Origin of the sequence: Aeromonas sp. ASNIH7 (assembly GCF_002903485.1) — a bacterium.
GTDB classification, from domain to species: domain Bacteria; phylum Pseudomonadota; class Gammaproteobacteria; order Enterobacterales; family Aeromonadaceae; genus Aeromonas; species Aeromonas caviae.
This window is the reverse complement of record NZ_CP026226.1, coordinates 3000209-3014437: the sequence shown is the minus strand read 5'-3', so window position 1 is coordinate 3014437 and position 14229 is coordinate 3000209. Positions and strand designations below refer to the sequence as shown.

At 58.8% G+C, this 14229-nt stretch carries 13 protein-coding genes; 10 read left to right on the top strand and 3 right to left on the bottom strand.

Annotated features, from left to right (window positions below):
- Nucleotides 1-73 precede the first annotated feature (73 nt).
- From C2U47_RS14195 to C2U47_RS14170, 6 genes are all read left to right on the top strand, one after another.
- The gene (locus tag C2U47_RS14195) at nt 74-1324 is read left to right on the top strand and encodes a DEAD/DEAH box helicase (RefSeq protein ID WP_069784920.1); all 1251 of its coding nucleotides are present in this window, start codon (nt 74-76) and stop codon (nt 1322-1324) included.
- 221 nt (nt 1325-1545) lie between these two features.
- Nucleotides 1546-2871, top strand: a complete 1326-nt coding sequence (locus C2U47_RS14190; protein ID WP_103261703.1) for a ferric reductase-like transmembrane domain-containing protein — start codon at nt 1546-1548, stop codon at nt 2869-2871.
- Between the two features lie 144 nt (nt 2872-3015).
- Nucleotides 3016-3843 carry an AraC family transcriptional regulator gene (locus C2U47_RS14185; RefSeq protein ID WP_069784922.1) on the top strand — a complete coding sequence of 276 codons (828 nt, stop codon included), beginning with the start codon at nt 3016-3018 and terminating at the stop codon, nt 3841-3843.
- Nucleotides 3844-3859: 16 nt separating this feature from the next.
- Nucleotides 3860-4465 (top strand): LysE family translocator, encoded by a 606-nt coding sequence (locus tag C2U47_RS14180; RefSeq protein ID WP_069784923.1) that lies wholly within the window; start codon nt 3860-3862, stop codon nt 4463-4465.
- Between the two features lie 162 nt (nt 4466-4627).
- Nucleotides 4628-5137, top strand: a complete 510-nt coding sequence (locus C2U47_RS14175) for a hypothetical protein (protein ID WP_049637034.1) — start codon at nt 4628-4630, stop codon at nt 5135-5137.
- Between the two features lie 234 nt (nt 5138-5371).
- Nucleotides 5372-5767, top strand: a complete 396-nt coding sequence (locus C2U47_RS14170; protein ID WP_045523424.1) for a hypothetical protein — start codon at nt 5372-5374, stop codon at nt 5765-5767.
- Between the two features lie 144 nt (nt 5768-5911).
- On the opposite strand, the gene C2U47_RS23320 is transcribed toward C2U47_RS14170, so the two are convergent.
- Nucleotides 5912-6097 (bottom strand): hypothetical protein, encoded by a 186-nt coding sequence (locus C2U47_RS23320; RefSeq protein ID WP_045523422.1) that lies wholly within the window; start codon nt 6095-6097, stop codon nt 5912-5914.
- A 433-nt stretch (nt 6098-6530) separates the two neighbouring features.
- Between C2U47_RS23320 and C2U47_RS22930 the strand changes: the two genes are divergently transcribed.
- The 3 genes from C2U47_RS22930 (at nt 6531) to C2U47_RS14155 (ending at nt 9753) form a co-directional block, all read left to right on the top strand.
- On the top strand, nt 6531-7031 hold the full coding sequence (locus tag C2U47_RS22930) for a hypothetical protein (RefSeq protein ID WP_125117098.1): 501 nt from the start codon (nt 6531-6533) through the stop codon (nt 7029-7031).
- 693 nt (nt 7032-7724) lie between these two features.
- Nucleotides 7725-8765 carry an IS481-like element ISAs19 family transposase gene (locus tag C2U47_RS14160; RefSeq protein WP_052815317.1) on the top strand — a complete coding sequence of 347 codons (1041 nt, stop codon included), beginning with the start codon at nt 7725-7727 and terminating at the stop codon, nt 8763-8765.
- 136 nt (nt 8766-8901) lie between these two features.
- The gene (locus C2U47_RS14155) at nt 8902-9753 is read left to right on the top strand and encodes an HNH endonuclease (protein WP_080988540.1); all 852 of its coding nucleotides are present in this window, start codon (nt 8902-8904) and stop codon (nt 9751-9753) included.
- Between the two features lie 215 nt (nt 9754-9968).
- Here C2U47_RS14155 and C2U47_RS14150 read toward each other — a convergent pair whose 3' ends face one another.
- Together C2U47_RS14150 and aguA are read right to left on the bottom strand one after the other, a co-directional pair.
- The gene (locus C2U47_RS14150) at nt 9969-11672 is read right to left on the bottom strand and encodes an amidase (protein ID WP_045523418.1); all 1704 of its coding nucleotides are present in this window, start codon (nt 11670-11672) and stop codon (nt 9969-9971) included.
- 136 nt (nt 11673-11808) lie between these two features.
- The gene (gene aguA / locus C2U47_RS14145) at nt 11809-12906 is read right to left on the bottom strand and encodes an agmatine deiminase (protein WP_049635914.1); all 1098 of its coding nucleotides are present in this window, start codon (nt 12904-12906) and stop codon (nt 11809-11811) included.
- Nucleotides 12907-13052: 146 nt separating this feature from the next.
- Here aguA and C2U47_RS14140 point away from each other — a divergent pair, with 146 nt between their 5' ends.
- On the top strand, nt 13053-13964 hold the full coding sequence (locus C2U47_RS14140; protein WP_049635915.1) for a LysR family transcriptional regulator: 912 nt from the start codon (nt 13053-13055) through the stop codon (nt 13962-13964).
- Nucleotides 13965-14229: the final 265 nt, after the last annotated feature.

Here is a 14229-nt window from a genome sequence, read left to right as displayed (position 1 = left end):
TCTGTTACCATCCCGGCCACGCTGATTGTTTCCGCCCCGGCCACGGGGCGGGATAACCCCATACTGGTGCCCTATGTCCATTGCCTCTTTCGCCGAACTGGCCCTCTCCCCCCGCTTGCAGCAAACCCTGACCGAGCTTGGCTACGCCGCCCCCACCCCGGTGCAGGCCAGCGCCATCCCCCTGATCCTCGCGGGGCGGGATCTGATGGCGGGCGCCCAGACCGGCACCGGCAAGACCGCCGCCTTCGTGCTGCCGCTGCTGGAGCAGTTGCTGGCGCAGCCGCAAGGGGAATCCCGCCCGATCCGTGCACTGGTGCTGGTGCCGACCCGCGAGCTGGCGGTGCAGGTACATGAGAGCGTCACGCGCTACGCCAGGGGCACCACTCTCACCAGCACGCTGGTCTACGGCGGGGTGAGCATCGCCGCACAGGTGGAGGCGCTGAACGCCGGGGTGGATATCCTCATCGCCACCCCGGGCCGCCTGCTCGATCACCTGCGCCAGGGGACGCTCACGCTGGCAGAACTGCGCCATCTGGTGTTTGACGAGGCGGACAGGATGCTCGACATGGGCTTTATGGACGAGATCCAGGCGCTGTTGAAGCAAATCCCGGCGGATCGCCAGACCCTGCTGTTCTCGGCCACCTGCGATGACAACCTCTTTGCCCTCTGCAAGGTACTGCTGCGCGACCCGGCGCTGGTGGAAGTGGCACCGCGCAACACCACGGCGGCCGAGGTGGAGCAGCGGGTCTATGCGGTGGACAGCGATCGCAAGCTGGCGCTGGTCCAACACATGCTGACCGTGAAGGGCTGGGCGCCGGCGCTGATCTTCAGCCGCACTCGCCAGGGGGCCGACAAGCTGGCCCAGCAGCTTGGCAAGGGGGGCATCAATGCGCTGGCCTTCCACGGGGATCTGTCACAGAGCGCGCGGGAAAACGTGCTGCTGGCGTTTCGCGCAGGCACCTTGCAGGCGCTGGTCGCCACCGACGTGGCGGCCCGCGGCCTCGATATCACGGATCTCAACCATGTGATCAATCTGGAGTTCCCCCATCAGCCCGAGGATTACGTCCATCGCATCGGGCGCACCGGCCGCGCCGGCAACAAGGGGCTCGCCATCACCCTGTTCAGCCCGGAAGACGCCCCCCTGCTGGAAAAAGTCGAAGCCGTGCTCGATACCCGCCTGCCCCAGCAGTGGTTCCCGGGCTTTGAGCCGGATCTCACCCGCTTCGACCCCGAGCCGCGCCGCGCCAGCAAGGGCGCCCAGAAGCAGAAGGCCAGAAAGCAGGCCCTCGCGGGCAACAAGGGCGGCAAGGGACGAAAATCCTGACACGACTGTTTGCTGGGACAGCCATGCGCCTGCCCCAGCATCACCCCTCTCCAGACCCAGGCCTGTGGGGTGACGCCAACCGCTTTCCTGCCCCCCTGTTCTGCTCCGCGCCCTCCTCCTCAGTCCGCTTGCCCTGACCCGGCGACCCTTTGCCACACTCTGCTACAAAAGAGGTAGTCAGGGGGCACACTTTCGCCACAAAGCAGGCGTGCAATGGAGGCATGGACAAGGAGGACATCATGAAACCCGCATCCCTCGTCTGGGCCCTGCCCCTGACCCTCACCCTGCTCTGGCTCGCTGGCCTCACCCAGTGGCCCGCCAGCGTCTGGCCCTGGCGCCACGAGCTGCTGATCCTGACCGGCCTGATTGGCCTTGGCGCCATGACCCTCTCTTTGCTGCTCGCCCTGCGCCTGCCCAGGCTCGAAGCCTGGTGCGGCGGGCTGGATCGCATGTTGCACCTGCACCGCAGCAGCGCCCTCTGGGCCACCGGCACCCTGGTGGCCCACTGGCTGCTGGTGGAAGCCCCCAAGTGGGCTGTCGCCGCCGACTGGCTGACCCGGCCGGCGCGCCGCGGAGCTGGTGCTGGTGCTGGTGCTGGTGCTGGTGCTGGTGCTGGTGCTGGCAACGATGCCCTCTGGCACAGCCTCGGCAATACCCTGGGGGAATGGAGTTTTTATCTGCTGCTGGCGCTGGTGGTGGTAAGCCTGCTGGCGGTGGTGCGCTACGAGCGCTTCAAGGTGGTTCACCGGCTGGCCCCGGTCATCTATCTGATGGGCTGGCTGCACGGGCTCTGCCTGCTGCCGCGCATCGGCGCCCTGACCCCGGTCGGCCTGACCCTGCTTATCGGCGGCGGGCTGGGTGCTCTGGGGGCGCTCTACTCCCTGTTTGGCCGGGTGGGACGGGACGCACGCCGCCAAGGGGCGGTCAGCGCCCTCACTCCTCTGGACGAGCGCACCCTGGAGATCCGGATTGGCCTCACCGCGCCCCTGCACGGCTATCGCCCGGGGCAGTTCGCCTTCTTCGACTTTGCCGGGCGCGGCGAGCCCCACCCCTACACCCTGGTCAATGTCTCGGCAGACTGCCGCACCCTGACCCTGGCGGTGCGCGCCCTCGGGGATCACACCCGCTGGCTGCACCGCCACCTCAAGGTGGGGAATGCGGTGATCGTGACCGGCCCCTATGGCGCCTTCGCCCTGCCGGATCCGGCCCCCGCGCTCTGGGTCGGCGCCGGTATCGGCATCACCCCCTTCGTCGCCTGGCTGGAGGCCCTGGTACGCCGTGGTGAACAACGCCCCGGCACCACCTTGCTGCAATGCGCTCCCAGCGCCGAGGCCGCCCCCTATCACAGTCGGCTGGCCGATCTGTGCCGCCGGGTCGGGATCGACTACCGGCTGCATCTGGAGTCCGAGCGCGGCCGACTGGATCTCGCCGCCCTGGGCGAGCGCCAGCACACCCCGGTGTGGTTCTGCGGCCCCGAGCCCATGGCCCACACCCTGGATGCCCATCTGGCCACCCCGCTGCACCGGGAGCTGTTTCGCTTTCGCTGACGGGCCAGCCGGCGCAGCCAGCCATCGGCTGCACCGTTTTTCTCGGTGCGGGGCGCAGGCGGGCCGGCAAACAGCAAGATTGTCCAAGCGAGAGGCACACCCTTGGGGCTAGATTAGGGGGGCAGTCTGGTACAGGAGGGAAAGATGGCGCAGGACAACCAGTTCATATTCGCACACAGTCAGCACCTGGCGAGCCTGACTGCACTGCGGGTCAACATGACGGAATTTCGCTACGACCGTCACGCCCACGAGGAGTACTCCTTCGGGGTCACTCTGGCCGGGCGGCAGAACTTCTTCTGCCACGGCGGAGCCCACTCCAGCCCGGCAGGCAGCGTCATCCAGTTCAATCCCGGGGATGTCCACGACGGTCATGCCGGTGACAACGCCAGCCTCGACTACACCATGCTCTACATTCCGCCCCACGAACTCACCCCGCTGTTTGCCGATGCCGCGGGCGAGCGGGCAATGGGGACCTATCGGTTGTTGAAGCCCCTGGTGCGCGATGAGGCGCTGAGCGCCTGCATCCTCGAGCTGGCCCAGGCGGTGCGCGGCCAGGCCGACAGCATAGAGCAGGAGTTTGCCCTCTATCGCCTCGCCACCCGGGTGATGCAGCAGGCGGGACGTTTTGAGCCCAATGGCCGGGTGAGCCGCATCGATCGCCTCCTGTTGCAGGCCAGGGACTTTATCCACGCCCACTTCCAGCAGGATATCTCCCTGGCCGACATCAGCGCGGCGGCCAACATCTCCAAGTACCACTTCCTGCGGCTGTTTCGCCAACAGCTTGGCATCACACCCCATCAATACGTGATCAACTGCCGCATCAATGCCGCACGGCGCGCCCTGGCCGCCGGAGAGTCGGCGCAGGATCTGGTGTACCGCTACGGTTTCACCGATCTCAGTCACCTCAACCGTCGCTTCAAGCGCATCTATGGCATGACCCCCACCCAATACAGCGCCAGCCTGATCCGCTGAGCCCAAGGAACACCCCATGATTGAACTTCTCGCCTATGCCATCGGCATCATGTATACCCCTGGCCCCGTCAACCTCATCGGCCTCAATGCAGGCCTGGGTGGCCGCACCCGCGCCTCCCTTGGCTTCTTCCTCGGGGTCGGCTTGGCGATGTTCGTGCTCCTGCTGCTCTTTGGCTGGGCAGGCACCCGCCTGGTGCGGGAAGATACCCTGATCTATGTCAGCCTGGTGGGGTGCCTCTATATCACCTACCTCGCCATCAAGATCGCCAGCGACAGCGGCGAGCTCGGTGCCAACGAGGCGCCTACCCGCCCTCTGGGGGTGCGCAGCGGCTTCGTCATCCAGCTGCTCAACCCCAAGGCGATGATCGCCACCCTGCCCATCACCAGCATTCAGTTCCCGGCGGCCCAGATCCACGGATGGAGCCTGCTGCCCTGGTCCCTGCTGCTCGGCCTGCTGGCCGCCGGTGCCCCCGGCAGCTACTCGATGGCGGGCAGCCTCATCGGACGTCATCTTCAACATCCTCGCTGGTTCAGGTACTTCAACCTGCTGATGGCCGCCCTGCTGCTCTACAGCGCCATGGCCCTGGCCTACCAGCATGTCTACCTGCCGCTGGCTGGCTGAGCAGGTCAATTGCCCACGCCAAAAACGGTGAAACACCACCGATGAAATGGCACTGCAACTGAGAAGACACAGGCCGGGCACTGCTTCACCGGCCTTTTCGGGTCATTTTCGCCATAGGCTGACTATCCTCAACAGGGTCTTGTGCCCGAAGTGGAGCTACCCATGGATCGCTACTACAAACACCTGGCCATCAGCGGCCTCATCTCCTTCGGAGGCCTTGCTCTGGTACTGCTGCTACAAACCATCCCCCTCATGTCCAACATCATGACCGCCATCTTCTTTGCCGGATCGGTGGGGGCCGTCATCAACAACTATTACCGCCTCGCCAGGCTGCACGACAGCGGTGCCATCGCCCACATCAGCCAACCCCGGGTGATCGTGACGCAGTTTTATGTTTCCCTGCTCTTTTCCGGCATTCTCGGCTTTATCGCCTACGGGCTCTTTGCCAGCAGCCTGCTCCAGGGGGACCTGTTTCCCAAGTTCAAACACATGGAGCACCCCTATGTCTCCTTGCAGACTCTGCTGACCCTGGCCTCTCCTGCAACCAATCTGGATGCCGCCAAAGCCGTCATCTGGGCCTTTATCGCCGGTTTTTCCGAGCGATTCGTCCCCAATGCCATCGACGCCCTCACCAAGGCAGTCCCCCCTTCCGGGCAAGACACCCCGGGATAAGGGCCCGGGCAAACAGGAGCATTGCCACCCTGGATGCAGACCGGACTACCCGGCATCCGGATGAAATACACTGGCGCCGCCTGTTGTTCTCGTATCGCCATCACGGACAAGCACCTTACCCCCGGCGTCAACGCAGCAATACGACGCCATGACCAAAACCCTCATTCGGATATTGATGCAGGTTGAATGAATCAATATCATCTTGCCGCCCCTGGTCATGGATAAGAATGTTGTATGTCCTTTGATAAAAAACACGGTGAGTTCATCTTCAATGTGCAGGAACACCTGGTCACCTGTGAGCTGATCGGCCCTTTCAATGAAGAGGGTATGCTGGCGTGGATTGCACAGATAAAGACCGTGGTGAACAGCCTGGACGGTAAGCGTTTCTGCGCCCTGGTGGACCATCGCCAGCATCAGGGGGTGGTGCTCTCCGCCCTGCCCCATCTGCAGGATATTTATGGGTGGCTCGCCCAGAAGAACCTGGTGGCCATCGCCTCCCTCTATTCGGCCAAGGTGCTCCATCATATCGCCCTCTCCTGCCTCTCCCTCACTCACCCGGGCCATATCCAGGCATTCAACGACCCCCAAGAGGCCATCGCCTGGCTGGATGCCCAATATCAGGCGCAGTAGCCAGCCCGGTCTGGCATGAGGCTCACTATGTCGCGCACTAGCCAGCCCGGCCCGTGTTGATGCGCACTGTGCCGTGACGTCACCGGCCCGGTCTGGTTAAAAAGACCGGTATCAACTCCCTCAGGTGCCACGTCCGGCAGCAACCTATGGCAGAGCCCCCAGGGGCTGGAAATGGGCCTCCTTCGGGAGCACCGCAACCTGGGCGGTTAGCTGCCCCGGCACGGCAGTATCCTGGCCAAGGGGCATCTGCACCGCCCGCACGCTGCCGCCCCAGAAACTCGCCACCAGTATCAAGGCCCCGACCAGCCCGTATTTGATCCAGGATTTCATCCTCTTGCTCCCCTCTCGTTGGCCCTTGCCACTCCTGTGGCAAGCAGGCCCATTTATCAGTGGACAGAAGATAGGGGGGATTTGTGAGGAAAAAATGAGGTTGTGTGAAGCCAAGGTGAAGATGGTGAAAATAGCCTCTTCTCTCCATGTTTGTATGAAGAGCAATCTGCAGGCATCTCTCTCACCGTATCTTTATTCGGACGGAAAAAGTGGAAATCAATATCCCGACAAAGCCGCTAATCGGAACAAAATACCGCCCCACCCTCTCTAAATAATACAAGATCACAAAAAATCATAACAACGCAGCACTTTAATTTTAAAAAAACAAAAGTTGACCCAAACGAGCCACCGCAATAATATTGTGAACACTAATCCACATCCCTACCTGTATTTTTACAACTAGTTATCAATACCCATTTATCAAAGGTGGTTTATGTCTTTTTTAACACCCGCAGAAAATTTACCACTTCTTAGATTTGATGACCTAGTAATCAGAACCGCTACGTTAGATGATATGAACAGTATCTATACAATGGGTTATGATGCTTGGGGAGATGGATTAGAACTCAACAAGTATTTGTTTTCCTGTAATAATTCTGAAAAATATAAAAAAGGAACTTGGTATATTCTTGAAGAACGCAATTGTATTTTAAGTTCTATTATATGTTATTCACTACCTTCCATTTATGACATTTCAACCATAGGTATAGGGTCTCTATCTACAGTTTCTGATAAAAGGCGAAATGGCTTTGCCAGAATACTATTAGACGCAGTAAAAAAGAGTATTGCAACCAATTTAAAACAAGAGCATTTATTCTTTACTCCGATATTAACCCTGACTACTACAAGGTATCGGGATTCGAACCTTTACCAGGTTTTCTTCAAAAGAAAAAAGATACTACATGTATGGTTAATTGTAATGACATCGACATGAAAACAATAATTAAAAACTTTAGAAAAAACGCTCTATTATATTTCTAGCACCCACTGTTTTGTAGAGTTGTACCATAACTAACATAAGGAAATGAAAAATTAGTCCGCATACCGCCACGCAGCAAATCATGGCAAAACCGGCAGCATACTTTGGATATCAGTGGCTTCTCGGCCACTACCTGTTCGCGATCGTCCGAATACGCTTCGCTATTCGAACCTACAACACAGATAGCGGCCCCTCACCCTGGCCCTCTCCCGAGGGAGAGGGGATGACCCGTGCCAATACCAAGCCACTCATATTCACCCGCACCACAGAGCCAACGCATAATCAGCGGAGCCTGTTTGCTCCCTTCTCCCACTCTTGATCACAAACAAGGGGAGAAGGGTCGGGGATGAGGGGGAGGTAACAATAAGCCACATCATGTAGGGTCGATTAGCGCAGCGTAATCGTCCGCATACCGCCGCGTACCGAGTCATAGCAAGACCGGCAGGAAACTCCGGATGTCAGCGGCTTCTCGGCCCCCATTCGCGATCGTCCGAATATACTTCGTCATTCAGATCTACAGCCCTTTTGAGGTAGACTACGTGTATGGAGATGGTATTCACCTGACAGTTGCCCACAAAAGGGAGTGGTCATACGGCTTCAAACCGGATAACAAAACGGTACCCCTACCGTGTTATCCGGAGTCACCGTATGACCACCAACGAGAAAGTAGCACGTCGCAAACTCAGCCTGCTAGAGCTCGCCAAAGAGCTCAATAATGTCAGCAAAGCCTGCAAGCTCATCGGCTACAGCCGCCAGCAGTTCTACGAGATTCGCCGTAACTACCAGACCTATGGGGCTGAGGGCTTGCTCGACAAACTCCCCGGCTGTAAAGGGGCGCATCCCAACCGGGTCGCTCCCGAGATTGAACAGGCTATCCTCGATTACTCCCTCACCAGACCAACCCATGGCCCGCTGCGGGTCGCGCAAGAACTGGCTCTGCAAGGCATCAACGTCAGTGCGGGCGGTGTGCGTGGCGTGTGGCAACGTCACGACTTGCTCTCCAAGCATGACCGCTTGTTGCGCCTTGAGAAAACCCATAGGGAACAGACGATTGAGCTCAATGACGAGCAGATCCGCCTGCTCGAGCGCTTCAGCCCCGAGTTTCGCGAACGCCAAATTGAGGTTCACTACACCGGGGAACTGGTGGCGGTCGACACCTTCTTCGTCGGCGCACTCAAGGGGGTGGGCAAGGTGTATCTGCAAACCGTACTGGACTGCTACAGCCGCCACGCCTGGGGACGGCTCTACACCAGCAAGCTGCCGGTGACCTCGGTCCATGTGCTCAACGAAACGGTCCTGCCGTTCTTCGAGGCTCACGAGGCGCGGGTCTATACCATCCTGTCGGACAATGGGCGCGAGTTCTGCGGGCGCCCTGACCATCACCCCTACGAGCTGTTCCTGCAACTGGAGGGGATTGAGCACCGGACCACCAAGGTACGCAGGCCGCAGAGCAACGGCTTTATCGAGCGGCTACATCGCACCCTGCTGGATGAACACTTCCGTATCAAGGGGAGGACGATCTGGTATGAATCAGTGGAGCAGATGCAGACAGACCTGGACAGCTATCTGGATCACTACAACACCCAGCGGCCACATCAGGGCAGGATGATGGAGGGTCAAACCCCCTACAGCATGTTCAAAAAGGGTCTGAAATTGATACCGAAGGAAGTGCGCACTAAAGTAGCGTAAACAAGACACCGGTTTGAGGCCGGTGTCAGGTGATAACTAGATCTGTACAGACTACGCGATTATATATCCAAAGCTACTTTAACAAATAAAACTAAAATACGACTTTATTAAAAATAATTAATATGAGGAGAACAAAGTGCTCAATGTAAAGTATTATGAAACATATTATTTCTGTAACGTAATATCAAATATTCTAATGGAGCAAGACTCATATTTACGTGACCTTCATAACTTTCATGGCGATGGTAATATACTAAATATGCTGCAACCATTTAGAAAGCACTCTGTTTTTCATGACTTTCTAGAGTTTGTAATAGATGATGTCACTTGGGATAACACCTATGATATAGATTTGGAGGAACGACAACAGTTAATAAAAAACAATGCTCATCTTCCAATAATAAATAAACATTTAAAATGGGATATTTTGCCTATTGAACTGGCGTTGACATTTCATGGATTGGAATACGAAAGCTTCTCAAGTTTTCTGCATGAAAGAGACAAGAAATTCACGACATGCGATAAAGATGATATTTATGATTATCTTCTTGAACTAAGGCTTAATGGAAATTTTGAACAACTCATTGAGCATACATCAAAAGAAGTATTCCATGTTCTATTTCAAAATCGTGTGTTAATGCTTGTGTTTAACACAATGATGGCAAATGCTTTGGAACGTGAACATACTGTTGAGTCAAAATCAGATGATCTGATAAGGAAAAATGGCAAGCTAAAAAGGAAAAACATTCCAAGCTGGGTTAGAAAAGCCGTTTATTTTAGAGATAGAGGACGCTGTGTACTCTGTAACAAAGATCTTTCAGGCACATTAAACTTGGATAATGTAGCGAACTATGACCATATTGTACCTTTGTCAAACTTTGGTTTTAATGACATATCAAATATGCAATTACTATGTAAAGAATGCAATCAAAACGATAAGCATGGTGGTGATGCAACCACATCAAGTTTTTATCACTCTTGGTATTAAAAAACGTCATTCCATATAACACATGCACTTTACCAAGAATAATCTTAGAAAGCATGAATAAAAATGCATCAAAGATATTTCAAGAAACGTGCATAATATAAATCGTTTTCCCACAACCAATTTCAAAAATTAAAAACCACCCACCATATAGTGAGTGGCTTTATTATCGTTATGAGCGGACAATCCGCGCTATCTAGTCCTACTGGTAATCACCCTCACCCCAACGGCGGCGTACGTGGCGGCACCATCCGCTTGCTGCCGGTGGACTCGAAGGCCGAGGCGACGCGCAGCAGGTTGTTGTCATCATAGGCGCGACCGGCGAAGGTCAGCCCCACCGGCATACCGATATCGGCCATCACCCCCATGGGGACGGTGACGGTCGGCACGCCGAGGTGACGAATGGCGAGGTTGCCGTTGGCAACCCAGATGCCGTTGCTCCAGGCGATATCGGCGGAGGCCGGATTCACATCCGCGTCAGCCGGGGCGACGTCGGCGACGGTGGGGAACAGCACGGCGTCGAGCTTGAGCCCGTCCATCCAGTCCTCGAGATCCAGCTTGCGAGTCTTCTCCAGACCGCGCAGGCCGTCCGGCACTGTGGGGATCTCGTCAAAGCGCTTGATGCCGCGCTTGGCCATATTGACGTACTCGTCCATGCCCGCCGCCAGATCGCCCTCGCGATTCGGCAGGGTGCCCGGATCGTGGGGGAAGATCTTCGGCCCATCGACATCGGCCAGCTTGTTGAGCTTGGGATCGCCGTTGGCACGCAGGAAGTCGTCGAACGCCCAGCCGGAGAGCTCCCACAGCTCGTCGTTGAGAAACTCCGGGCTCACGATGCCGCGATTGAACACGGTCGGCGCGCCGGGTCGGTCCCCTTCGCAGTTGGAGACCAGCGGGAAGTCCACTTCGATGACTTCTGCGCCAGCGGCTTCCAGCGCCTTGCGCGCATCTTCCCAGAGGGCGATCACGGTCTCGCGGGTATGGATGCGCTGACCGGTCGGGCCGCCGATACCGGGGTTGTCGCTGGTGCCGGCCAGTTCATCCTTGTTGATAAACATGCGCGGCACACCGAGGCGCTTGCCTTTGAGGGCATCGGGCTTGGCAGCCAGCTCCAGATAGGAAGCCGGACGCACTTCGGAGGCTTTGGGCAGCTTGACCCAGGGCTGCATGCGCCACAGATCACCGCGAGTGTCGGCATCGTCGGCGACGACTACATCGAGCACTTCCAGCAGATCGGCCATGGTGCGGGCGTAGGGCACGACGACATCCATGGTCGGGGTCAGGGGCCAGTTGCCGCGCACCGAAATCACGCCACGGGACGGGGTGTAGGCACACAGGCCGTTGTTGGACGCAGGACCCCGGCCGCTCGACCAGGTCTCTTCCGCCAGACCGAAGGCGGCGAAGCTGGCGGCGGTGGCAGTGCCGGCCCCGTTGGAGGAGCCGGAGGCAAAGGGCGCGGTCAGGTAGTCGGCGTTGTAGGGGCTCTCAGCGCGACCATAGACGCCGCGCTGCATGCCGCCATTGGCCATGGGCGGCATATTGGTCTTGCCAAGGCAGATGGCGCCGGCGGCGCGCAGGCGCTCAACGGTAAAGGCATCGCGCTGGGCCACCAGATCCTTGAAGGCCGGGCTACCGGAGGCGGCGGTCAGCCCCTTGACCAGATAGCTGTCTTTGGCGGTGTAGGGGATGCCGTCGAGCGGCCCCAGGGTTTCCCCACGGGCGCGGCGCGCATCGGAAGCTTGCGCCTCTTTCAGGGCATCGGGGTTGGGCACCACGACGGCATTGAGGCGGGTTGGTGTCTCGGGGCCGTCATAGGCGGCGATCCGGGCCTGATAGGCCTCGACCAGTTCGACCGCGGTGGTGCGGCCTGATTCGAGCGCAGCACGCAGCTCGACAATGGAAACCTCGGTCACTTCGATCATGGGGATCTCCTGTAAAAGGGTGACTGTTTGTCATGATGATCGCCGCATCGGCGCCTGCGGCCATCACGTTATCAAGAGATAAAACCCCACGGCGTGGGGTTTTGAATACCAACCTTGGCTGGCTTGGAACAGGTTCTTACTTGCCAGAAGGAATTTGCTGGGTAATGCAGTGGATATTGCCACCGCCCAGCAGGATCTCGCGGGCCGGTACGCCGACGACCTTATGCTCCGGGAAGATCTCTTCCAGAATGCGCTGGGCTTCGCCGTCGGTGGCGGCATCCAGCAGCGGGTAGACGATGCGATCGTTGGTGATAAGGAAGTTCACGTAGGAACCGGCCAGACGGCCTTCTGCCTCGCGCGGCACACCGCTGCCGCTCTCGACGCCGGCAGACTCTTCCTCTGTGCAGTAGAGCGGGCCCGGCTGGGGCAGCTTCCACACTTTCAGCTTGCGACCCTTGGCGTCGACCGCCGCTTCCAGCACCTGGAGGGCGGCCAGGGAGCGGGCGTACTGGGGATCTGTCTCATCATCGGTCCAGTGCAGGGCCACTTCACCCGGGCGCACGAAGCAGCACATGTTGTCGATGTGGCCGTCGGTCTCGTCCATGTAGACCCCTTCGTCCAGCCAGATAAAACTGGTGACACCCAGATAGTCGCGCAGGTGAGCTTCGATCTGCTCTTTGGTCAGGTGCGGGTTGCGGTTTTCGTTGAGCAGGCACTCGGCGGTGGTCAGGCAGGTGCCTTCGCCATCCACATGGATGGAGCCCCCTTCCAGAATGAGCGGCGCGTCGTAACGACCCATGCCGTGCTGTTCCAGCATCCGGGCAGCGACCTCTTCATCCTGGTTCCACGGGTAGTAGAGACCCCCCTTGTGACCGCCCCAGGCGTTGAAGCCCCAATCCACCCCACGGCACTCGCCTGCGGCGTTGGTGACGATGGTGGGGCCAGTGTCGCGGGCCCAGCAGTCATCGCTGGCCATCTCAACCAGGGTAACGTGGGCGGGCATGATGCCACGGGCCTGCTCCATAAACTGGGCCGGCACCCCCATAAAGACCGGCGTCGCGCCACCGATGGCATCCGCCACCTTGGCGAAGGTGGCCTGGGCGAAGCGACCGGCTTCCCGCCAGTTGTCCGGGCGGAACGGCCAGATCATCCAGACGGCCTGCTGGTGAGCCCACTCGGCGGGCATGGTGAAGCCGTCGGCGGCCGGCGTGGTGTTCATGGTCTTGATGCTCATCGCAAGGCTCCTTGCATGGATTGAGGCCCCCGATTTGCCTGGGAACCCTGAAAAAAATAAGAGTGGGTCGCAGTGTAAGAAGTTGCGCGCCCATCCATCAAATGAATAGGATTAATTGTCCCATAAACACGGCGAATAATCCCCCCATGAAACTGCACCAGCTCGACCTCAATCTGCTGCTCGCCTTTGACGCCCTGATGACGCAAGGGAGCGTGACCCGCGCCGCCGAATCGCTCTTTATCAGCCAGCCCGCCATGAGCCACTCCCTCGGCCGGTTGCGGGCCTTTCTCGGCGACCCGCTGCTGGTGCGCACGCCCCAGGGGATGTTGCCGACTCCCCGGGCCCAGCGCCTGCATCTGGGGGTGCAGCAGGCGCTGCGGCTGCTGGAGCAGCAGCTCTGGGAGGAGGACGAGTTCGCGCCGCGCCAGTCGAAGCGCCGCTTCGTACTCTGCACCACGGATTACGTGGAGTGCGTGCTGATCCCGCCCCTTATCCAGCGCCTCAGGAAGCTGGCCCCCGGCGTCACCATCGAGATCCGCATCCTGCGCGATACCCTGCCCGAAGCCGAGCTGGCGAGCGGCGAGATAGATCTCGTGCTGGGGTTTGACGAGTACATGCAGGTGCCGGGGTATCTGGGCAAGGAGACCTGGCTCACCGAACCCCTGGCCGGGCTGGTGCGTGCCACCCTGGAGCTGGAGGAGGAGCGCATCACCCTCGACCAGCTAATCGAGATGCCCCATGTGTTCCACTCGCCGCTCGGCACCTCGGAGGCGAGCCTCGACCGCTATTTGCAGAGCCTGGGCCATAGCCGCACCATCTCGGTCAACAGCCAGAGCTATATGTCCGCCGCCGCCATCGTGAGCCAGAGCGATCACCTCTTGGTACTGCCCAGCATGGTGGCCGAGCTGCTCGCCAGCCACTGGCCGCTGAAAAGCCTGCCCCTGCCCGACGACGTGCCGGACTATCACCTCAACTGCGTCTGGCACCCGGTCCACGCCCAGCAACCGGCGTTGACCTGGTTGAAGGCGTTGATGAAGGATCTGGTGAATCCGGGCTAAGCGGCAGCGGCTGGCATACCAAAGCACCATGCGCAGCAGCCGGCCCAGGTGTGGCTCAAGCATCTGATGAAAGAGCTGGTGACTCCTGAAAAACCCGACGGCGTGTGACTCCCCCCCTCATCCCCAACCCTTCTCCCGCAAGGGGAGAAGGGAGCGGATCTGCGCCACTGGCAGCATCGCAAACAACCTGTCTGCTAGGGCGGAATACATCCCACCAGCACATCGACCTGTCGATTCATCAGTTCAATGTCACACCACACCACGA

Coding starts and splice junctions, on each gene's coding strand:
- C2U47_RS14175 (WP_049637034.1), top strand. CDS start 4,628: ATGGATCGCTACTACAAACACCTGGCCATCAGCGGCCTCATCTCCTTC.
- C2U47_RS14150 (WP_045523418.1), bottom strand. CDS start 11,672: ATGATCGAAGTGACCGAGGTTTCCATTGTCGAGCTGCGTGCTGCGCTC.
- C2U47_RS23320 (WP_045523422.1), bottom strand. CDS start 6,097: ATGAAATCCTGGATCAAATACGGGCTGGTCGGGGCCTTGATACTGGTG.
- C2U47_RS14195 (WP_069784920.1), top strand. CDS start 74: ATGTCCATTGCCTCTTTCGCCGAACTGGCCCTCTCCCCCCGCTTGCAG.
- C2U47_RS14170 (WP_045523424.1), top strand. CDS start 5,372: ATGTCCTTTGATAAAAAACACGGTGAGTTCATCTTCAATGTGCAGGAA.
- C2U47_RS14140 (WP_049635915.1), top strand. CDS start 13,053: ATGAAACTGCACCAGCTCGACCTCAATCTGCTGCTCGCCTTTGACGCC.
- C2U47_RS22930 (WP_125117098.1), top strand. CDS start 6,531: ATGTCTTTTTTAACACCCGCAGAAAATTTACCACTTCTTAGATTTGAT.
- C2U47_RS14160 (WP_052815317.1), top strand. CDS start 7,725: ATGACCACCAACGAGAAAGTAGCACGTCGCAAACTCAGCCTGCTAGAG.
- C2U47_RS14180 (WP_069784923.1), top strand. CDS start 3,860: ATGATTGAACTTCTCGCCTATGCCATCGGCATCATGTATACCCCTGGC.
- C2U47_RS14185 (WP_069784922.1), top strand. CDS start 3,016: ATGGCGCAGGACAACCAGTTCATATTCGCACACAGTCAGCACCTGGCG.
- C2U47_RS14190 (WP_103261703.1), top strand. CDS start 1,546: ATGGACAAGGAGGACATCATGAAACCCGCATCCCTCGTCTGGGCCCTG.
- aguA (WP_049635914.1), bottom strand. CDS start 12,906: ATGAGCATCAAGACCATGAACACCACGCCGGCCGCCGACGGCTTCACC.